Here is a 7,833-nt window from a genome sequence, read left to right as displayed (position 1 = left end):
GACATCGCGCGCTTCGGGAGGTGCGGCTGCGTTCCGGCCGGGGCTGCTCCTTCGGGATGACATTGCGCGCTTCGGCAGCCGGCACTTTCCGCTGTCTCAGCGCACGGAAACCGCGCCCGTCACCCTGGCCGGGGGCGCACGCGGGCGGTGGCCTGGGCTTGGAGCGGGTCGTCGGGCCAGTAGTGCTTCGGATAGCGGCCCTTCAGGTCCTTGCGGACGTCGAAGTACCCCGTTCTCCAGAAGCTTGCCAGGTCGCGCGTCACCTGCACCGGGCGGTGCGCGGGGGATAGCAGGTGGATGGTCAGCGGCACGCGCCCGCCCGCGATCCGTGGCGTTTCCGTCATCCCGAACAGCTCCTGCAGCCGCGCCGCCAGCACGGGAGCGTCCGGATCGGAGTAGTCGATCGGCACGTTCGACCCGCTGGGCACCGTCACGTGAGACGGCGCCTGCTCCTCCAGCGCCGTCCGCCGCTCCCATCCCAGCATCCCCAGCAGGATCTCGGACACATCCAGCCGATGGAGGTCGTCCAGCCTCGTCATCCCGTAGACGAACGGTCCCAGCCAATCGCCCAGCGTCGCCGCGAGCGCCGAATCCGACACGTCTGGCCACGTGGGATCGTGGCGGTGGAGGAAGCCGATGCGCTCCTGCAGCTGCCGCGCGCCCTTGCTCCACGGCAGCGCGCCGACCCCCTCGGACGCGATTCCCTCCAGCAGCGCCGCCGCGATCTCGCCGGGATCGGCGTCGGTGACGGCGGACTCGCGCAGGACCAGCGAGCCCAGCAGCGACCCGCGGCGCGGGCGGACGGCTCTCGCTCCCGCGTCCCACGCTACTTCCGTCACCGTGCGGATCTGCTCCGCGAAGTGGCGCTCCACGTCTTCCTGGTCGACGGGTGCGGCGAGGAAGACGCGGCTCTCGCGCCCCTGCCCATCCAGCTCCGCGGCGACGATGTACGGCGACTGCGCCAGCGGATCGGAGCCCGCGAGGGCGGCGCCACGGCCGTTGCGGAGAAGGAACCGGCCGGGCTTTCCCGGCCGCCGCTGCCCGATGCGATCGGGATAGGCGAAGGCCACCAGCAGCCCGGCCGCGTCCACGTGGTCCGCCTCACCGCCGCGCACCCCCAGCCGCCGGCGCCACTCGCGCGCCTCCGCGAGGACGCGGCGAAGCCTCCCGTGGTCCACGTTCGGCGCGCGGACGCGGCCTCCGGAGGCCAGTTCACGCAGCGCGTGGAGGCGCAGGCGGAGGTCGGATTCCGGCGGCTGATCGCCGCGGCGCAACACGTCGCGGTCGCTGAGCAGGGCGGCCAGGTCGCACGCCAGCCCGCCGAGTCCCAGTTCCATCCCCCGGAGCGCCATGTGCGCCAGGCGCGGGTGCAGGGGCAGCCCCGCCATCCGCCTGCCGTGCGGGGTGATGGAGCCGTCCGGGGCGAGCGCGCCCAGTTCGGCCAGCAGTTCGCGCGCCTGCGAGAACGCGCCGGCGGGCGGGGGATCCAGCCAGGCCAGCTCGGCGGGATCGGCGACGCCCCACGCGGCCAGCTCCAGCGCGAGCGGGGCGAGGTCCGCGTCCAGGATTTCGGGCGTGCCGTGCGGAACCAGGGCCGCCTGCGCGTGCTCCGGCCACAGGCGGTAGCACACGCCGGGGGCCACGCGCCCCGCGCGCCCGCACCGCTGTTCGGAGGACGCGCGCGTCACCGTCGCCGTTTCCAGCCGCGTCATCCCCGTCCGCGGCGAAAAGCGCGGTACGCGCATCATCCCGCTGTCCACCACCACCCGTACGCCCTCGATGGTCAGGCTGGTTTCCGCGATGGACGTCGACAGCACCACCTTGCGGCTCCCGGGGCGGCTGGGGGCGATGGCCTCGTCCTGCGCGGGCTGCGGCAGGTTTCCGTACAGCGGCAGGATGCGCACGCCGGACGGAAGATCGCCCGCACGCAGCAGCTCTTCGGTGCGATGGATCTCCGCCGCGCCAGGAAGGAAGACGAGGATGTCGCCCTCGGCGGATTCCAGCGCCTGGCGGACGGTTCGCGCCACCGCCGGTTCGATCCATCCCTCCACGCGGGCGGGAAGGTAGCGGACCTCGACGGGATACATCCGCCCCTCGCTGGTCACGATGGGCGCGTCGCCCAGCAGCGCGGCGACGGGCGCGCCGTCGAGCGTGGCCGACATCACCAGCACGCGCAGGTCGTCGCGCAGCACGGAGCGGGACTGCAGCGTCAGCGCGAGCCCCAGGTCGGCGTGAAGGCTGCGCTCGTGGAACTCGTCGAAAATCACCAGCCCCACGCCCTCCAGCGCGGGGTCGCCCTGCAGCATGCGCGTCAGCACGCCCTCGGTCACCACTTCGATGCGCGTCGCCGGGCCGACCCGCGTTTCCATCCGCACGCGGTACCCCACCGTGCCGCCGACGTCCTGGTCCAGCGTCCGCGCCATGTGCCGCGCCGCCGCACGCGCGGCCAGCCGCCGCGGCTCCAGCATCACGATCTTCTTCCCCGCCAGCCACGGCTCGTTCAGCAGGGCCAGGGGCGCGCGCGTGGTCTTGCCCGCGCCCGGCGGTGCCTGCAGCACGGCCGCCCCGGACTCGGCCAGCGCACTCCGCAGCTGGGGGATGACGATTTCGATGGGAAGCTCGGCCATGACGATCGACGAACGAGAGCCGCGCACGGGCGTTCCGCGCGCGGCTCTGAATGTATCAGTGCGGAAGGGAGGATTCGACCCGGATGCGTGCCCCCGCCGCTTCGCTAGAACGGCAGCCCGAAGCCCAGGTTCACGCTCGTCCGCTCGCCCGTGGCCACGGTCAGCGTCAGGGCCTGGCCCGCGGCGGCGAAGAACACGCCCCCGCCCGCGGCCGTGTGCCAGTTGCCCGCGGAGTCGCCGTCGTACCACACCCGTCCCGCATCCGCCAGCCCCAGCACGCCGAAGGTCCCGCGCAGCCCCAGGTTGGCGCGGAAGAGCGGCTGCCGGAGCTCGGCCCCGCCAAAGAGCATCTGGTCGCCGGCGAACCGCTGGCCGGTGTGGCCGCGCAGGGTGCTTCCGCCCCCCAGGAACGCGGCCTCGTGGAAGGGAAAGTCGCCCCACACCCGCTTGCCGCCGGCGCGCACGGCCAGCACCGGACCCACGCCGAACGACACGTACGCCGACGCCGCCGCATGCGCCTCGCCGAACGCGCCCGCGGCGTCCCACAGGGCGGGGTAGGCCGCGGCGCCCGCCCGCATCCGCCACCCGGCGCGCGGAAACGCGCCGTCGTCGCGGCGGTCCAGCTCGGCCTCGGCGCGCGCGCCCACCTGGCCGAAGCGCAGCACCCCCAGCGGCGACTCCAGGTCCAGCGGGCTCCCCGCCTCCACCTCGGGGTCCGTCCACTTGGCGACGGGCCCGATCTGCAGCTCCCCCCCCCGGCCGAAGGGGATGTTGAGCGCCGGGGCCACCATCACCTGCCGCAGCCAGGTGTCGTACAGGGTGCTGGGGCCCAACCGCTCGGTGCCGTTGCCGAAGCCGAAGAAGCGCACGTTCTCCAGCTCCGACGCGTAGGCGTCCAGCGTGTACCAGTGCCGCCGGTTCTCCGGGTGCACCTCGGCCGTGTACGACACCAGGAAGCGGTTCTCCAGCGGCGACCAGGCGCCGCGCAGCCACGTCGTCCAGGCGTACGGCTCGCGGCGGAAGCCGTACTTGGTCATCTTGGGCCCGCCGCCGAACACGGGTCCCGCGCCGCGCTTCCAGTCCACGTAGGTGGAGAACACGGACGAGCTCCAGCCCCAGTCGCGATAGGTGCGGCGGCCGGTGATGCTGCTGCTGTCCACCGGCTGGTTCCACTCGCGGGTGGATACCTGCGTCCCGCGCCCGCGAAGGAACTGGTTGTCGCCCTTGTCGTCGTAGAAGGCGACACCGGTGGAGCCGGACGAGTCGGCCAGCACGTCGTCGCCCCCGCCGCCGATCACCCGGATGCCGATGCCGTGCCCCCGGCCGCGGACGATGGCGCGGTCGTCGCCCCCATGCAGGTACAGGCGCACGTCGTCCGTCTCGTCCGGCACGAAGCGGCGGCGGAAGCTGACGATGCGCTCCTCGGGCTTGCCCGCGCCGGTGACGGTCACCTGCAGCGAGCCGTCGTCCATGCGCTCCAGGACGGCCACCTCGGGGGCGTCGGTGGTGTGCACGTCCACGTTCAGCGCGAGCCGCTTGTAGAACGCCCGCGCGATCTCCGGAAGCGCCTGCCGCCGCTCGATCAGCTTGGCGCGCATGCTGGAGCCTTCCAGCGCGTGGTGCTCGGGCGGCATGGCGCGCACGGCGCGGTCGATCACCCCGTCGGTCAGCCGGGCCCGCAGCGCCACGGCCACGGAATCCCACACCTCGCGCGGCAGGTCCGAAAGGAGCCGCCGGTCCAGCGGCTCGGCCTGCAGCGTGAGCCCGGTCAGGCTGGGGTACTCGCCCTCGAACTGCACCTGGCGGGGAAAGACGCGGCGCGCCAGCTGCAGCACCAGTCCCTCGTGGTCCACGAAGGCGTTGTCGCGGTCGCGGGGAATGGGACGCCACACGCGGAGGCTGCCTCGGCGGAAGCCGGCCCAGCGCCACTGGTCCTCGTGCCGGTCCCAGTCGCCGATGAAGATGTCGAGCAGCCGCGCCGCCAGGAACTCGCGGCTGTCCAGGCGCTCCGTGGGGCTGTCTTCCAGGTCCTTGAGGAACTCGTCGGTGCCCTTGACGTTGTCGGCCCCGGCGAAGGGCGGGCCGGCGATCTGCGCGTCCTCTTCCACGCCGTCATCCGCCTCGGCGCCCTCGTCCTCGTCGTCGTCGTTGCCGCCGGGGCGGTTCTCGTCCGGCCGCTCCTCCATCATCCCCACCACGCCGTCGAACTGCTCGCGAAAACGGCCCAGCGACGGCTCGCCCTTCATCACCACCAGCCGAGGGCGGGCGTGAAGGATGCCCGCGGCCTGCAGCAGCGGCGAGGTCACGGAAGGGGAGACCGGGTTGGATGCGCTCACCTGGTCCTGGACGATCCACTCGATGACGGTGCCCTCGAACTCCGGCCCTAGCCCCTTGCGCACGTTCTTGTTCAGGGGGCGAAACACGTAGCGGCGCCCGTCGCGGCCGCGCAGGTGAAGCGTGTTGCTGGCGAAGTCGCCGCCCACGCGCAGCGGGATGATGCCGCCTGCGAAGGTGTCGGGGTCCAGCACCTCCACGCGCACGGGCTGCGTCCACAGGTGCCGGTAGTTCTGCCCCCAGAGCGCGCGGCGAAGGGGGCCGGCCTCGTACCACTCGCCGGCCACCACCGTAACGGAATCGGGCTGCGCCGCCGCGGGCGCCGCGACCAGGGCGGCGACGGCGAGCAGGCCGAGAATCGAACGAAAACGACTGGCCATCTGCTCTCGTGTAAGGCGGGCCACGCGCGCGCCATGCCCGTACGGCCGCGCGCAGCCCGAAGCTGTCGGTAGCTTCACGGTAGCTTGCACTTTGAATGCCGCGTCGCTTCAGTGCTTGCAAGTGGAACGGGGGCAGGGAGTTGCGCCGCCGCTTCCGGCCCCGCGGGCGCACACTGCGATCAGCGGATTCGCGGGTTAATCTTCGTCTAACCAACTCCCGGTAAACTTTTTGGCCCCGAGTTACGTCATATCGTGCGTAGTCGATGACGCGACGTTCACCCAAAGCCTGGAAGGCACCGATGACCAAGACGCTCTCGCGCTCCGTGCGCTTCATGTTCGCCACGCTGGTCCTTACCCTGACCGCGTACACCCTGCTGGAGTCGGCGCTCGGCGCGAGTCCCGCGCGCGCCGGCGCGGTGGCCGCCGCCCCCGCGCCCGAAGGGCTCTCCACCTGCGGCACCGAATCGGCACCCTGCCAACTGGATGCCGTCACGGTGCAGGCCGAGGCCGGCGATGCGCACCTCGCCTCCAGCGGCCGCGCGCCCCGGATGAGCCTGCGCGTCCGGACCTGACCGGCGCCTGCTTGAATCGCAGTACCCTTCCATGCAAGGAGCCCCGCGCCGTCACCGGCCGGGGCTCCTGTGTGTTTCCGCCGCCCGCGTCAGCCGTGCAGCCGCTGGTGCGCCTCGCGGATCTCCACCGCCACTCGCCCATTCACCCGCACCGCCGCCACGCCGATCACCGTCAGCATCACGGCGACCGCGCCTGGAATCAGCCAGCGGGATGAGCGGATCTGCCCGGTGGCGACGAGGAACAGCTCCACCTGCATCACACCCATCAGCGCTGTCGTCATCACCGCCATCAACGCGAGGAAGGTGCGCAGCCGCGCCATGATAGGGGCCCTTGCCTCCACCGAAAGCGCCACGAACCGAGCTTTCTCCGGCACGCTCCACAACTCGGGGCGGTACTCGCTTCCGCGGCCGATCACGAACAGAAACCCGGCGATCCCGGTGGCGAACAACGGCAGCATGAACCACGACAGCAGGGTGGTGCCTGCCCAGGCGTCGGGATTGCCGGCGAAATCGAAGTGTATGGGAATGCGCTCGGGCAGGCGTGGATACGCCGCCGCAGACCCGGTGTAGAGGGCGGCGAGCAGTCCCAGGGTAGCCAGGCGGAGAGGCTTTTCGGTCATCGTTCGTATCAAGGTCGTGTTGGTTTCTTCCGTCCTTTGATGGGATACGGACCGCAATCGAAAAAGGTGGCGCCACTCGGGATCAGTCGCGCCGCACCACCTTCCCGTGCAGTACTACAAGCCGCACGTCGCGCGCGGCGGCGATGGTGCGCGTGGGATCGCCGGCGACCGCCACCAGGTCCGCCAGCAGCCCCGGGCGGACGGCGCCGCGGTCCGCCAGGCGCAGGACGCGCGCGTTTACCGAGGTGGCGGAGCGAAGCGCGTCGATGGGACGCATCCCGTAGTCCACCATCAACTCCAGCTCGCGCGCGTTCTCGCCGTGCGGAAACACCCCCGCGTCGCCGCCGAAGCAGATGGTGACGCCCGCGTCCAGGGCCTGGCGGAAGCTCGCGCGCTTGGTGGTGATCCGCGCCGGCTCTGGCTCGGACCCTTTCCGCCAGCCGCGGTACTGCGCCACGGCGTCGCCCGCGGCCAGGGTGGGGCAGAGGGCCACGCCGCGCTCCCGCATCATCCGGAAGATCTCCGGCGTGCCCCCGTCGCCGTGCTCGATCGTCACCACGCCGGCCAGGATCGAGCGGCGCATCCCTTCGGGCGACGACGCGTGGGCCACGACGGGCGTTCCCGAGGCCCCGGCCGTTTCCACCGCCAGGCGCAGCTCGTCCAGGCTGAAGGTGGCCTCGGTGGCCCCGCGCGGCCCCCAGCGGTAGTCGGCGTACAATTTCACCCAGTCCGCCCCGCCGCCGATCTGCTCACGCGTCACCCGGATGATCTCGTCGCCATCCGCCTCCTGCGCGCCCCGGGGGGACGGGAACTCCGGCGCCAGCACGCGCGGCCCGTAGGCGCCGGTCGCCACGATGGCGGGGCCGGACACCAGCAGCCGCGGGCCGGGGATGATGCCCTGCTGGATGGCCTGCTTCAGCCCCACGTCGGCGTACCCGGCCCCTTCGGAGCCCAGGTCGCGCGCGGTGGTGAAGCCGGCCATCAGCGTGGCGCGGGCGTGCACCGTGGCGCGGGCCACGCGCAGCGACTGGCTCTCGCGCAGCACCTGGTCGTCCCACGACGTCTCGTTGTAGGGATGAAGCAGCAGGTGCGAATGCCCCTCGATCATCCCCGGCATCAGCGTGGTGCCGGGAAGGTCGATCACCTGCGCGTCCGCCGGGGGACGGAGCTGCGCGGCGGGCCCGGCGGAAACGATCAGGCTGTCGAGCACCAGCACGGCCCAGCCCTCGTGCACGGCGGTGCCGTCGAACACGCGGTCGGGCCTCAGCAGCAGCGTGGAGCCCTGCGCGGGGAGGGCGCG

General features: G+C 72.2%; 5 protein-coding genes. 1 reads left to right on the top strand and 4 read right to left on the bottom strand.

Translation table 11 applies throughout. The features are described 5' to 3' along the window. Positions 1–119 precede the first annotated feature (119 nt). Positions 120–2,627 carry an ATP-dependent helicase HrpB gene (gene hrpB, locus VIB55_RS06260; RefSeq protein ID WP_331875811.1) on the bottom strand — a complete coding sequence of 836 codons (2,508 nt, stop codon included), beginning with the start codon at positions 2,625–2,627 and terminating at the stop codon, positions 120–122. 104 nt (positions 2,628–2,731) lie between these two features. After that, positions 2,732–5,341 (bottom strand): BamA/TamA family outer membrane protein, encoded by a 2,610-nt coding sequence (locus VIB55_RS06255; protein ID WP_331875810.1) that lies wholly within the window; start codon positions 5,339–5,341, stop codon positions 2,732–2,734. A gap of 299 nt (positions 5,342–5,640) precedes the next feature. Between VIB55_RS06255 and VIB55_RS06250 the strand changes: the two genes are divergently transcribed. Next, positions 5,641–5,913, top strand: a complete 273-nt coding sequence (locus VIB55_RS06250; RefSeq protein ID WP_331875809.1) for a hypothetical protein — start codon at positions 5,641–5,643, stop codon at positions 5,911–5,913. A gap of 89 nt (positions 5,914–6,002) precedes the next feature. Here VIB55_RS06250 and VIB55_RS06245 read toward each other — a convergent pair whose 3' ends face one another. Both VIB55_RS06245 and VIB55_RS06240 read right to left on the bottom strand, forming a co-directional pair. Continuing rightward, positions 6,003–6,533, bottom strand: a complete 531-nt coding sequence (locus VIB55_RS06245) for a DUF1648 domain-containing protein (RefSeq protein WP_331875808.1) — start codon at positions 6,531–6,533, stop codon at positions 6,003–6,005. 82 nt (positions 6,534–6,615) lie between these two features. Continuing rightward, complete coding sequence (locus VIB55_RS06240) at positions 6,616–7,806, bottom strand: metal-dependent hydrolase family protein (protein ID WP_414681162.1); 1,191 nt, start codon at positions 7,804–7,806, stop codon at positions 6,616–6,618. Positions 7,807–7,833: the final 27 nt, after the last annotated feature.

Source organism: Longimicrobium sp. (genome assembly GCF_036554565.1).
Taxonomy (GTDB): Bacteria; Gemmatimonadota; Gemmatimonadetes; order Longimicrobiales; family Longimicrobiaceae; genus Longimicrobium.
Note: the sequence above shows the minus strand (reverse complement) of the source record. Positions and strands in the feature narration are given on the sequence as shown.

What these genes read in the sequence shown, in the direction of transcription:
- hrpB (WP_331875811.1), bottom strand. Translation starts at nt 2,627, where the DNA reads ATGGCCGAGCTTCCCATCGAAATCGTCATCCCCCAGCTGCGGAGTGCG.
- VIB55_RS06255 (WP_331875810.1), bottom strand. Translation starts at nt 5,341, where the DNA reads ATGGCCAGTCGTTTTCGTTCGATTCTCGGCCTGCTCGCCGTCGCCGCC.
- VIB55_RS06250 (WP_331875809.1), top strand. Translation starts at nt 5,641, where the DNA reads ATGACCAAGACGCTCTCGCGCTCCGTGCGCTTCATGTTCGCCACGCTG.
- VIB55_RS06245 (WP_331875808.1), bottom strand. Translation starts at nt 6,533, where the DNA reads ATGACCGAAAAGCCTCTCCGCCTGGCTACCCTGGGACTGCTCGCCGCC.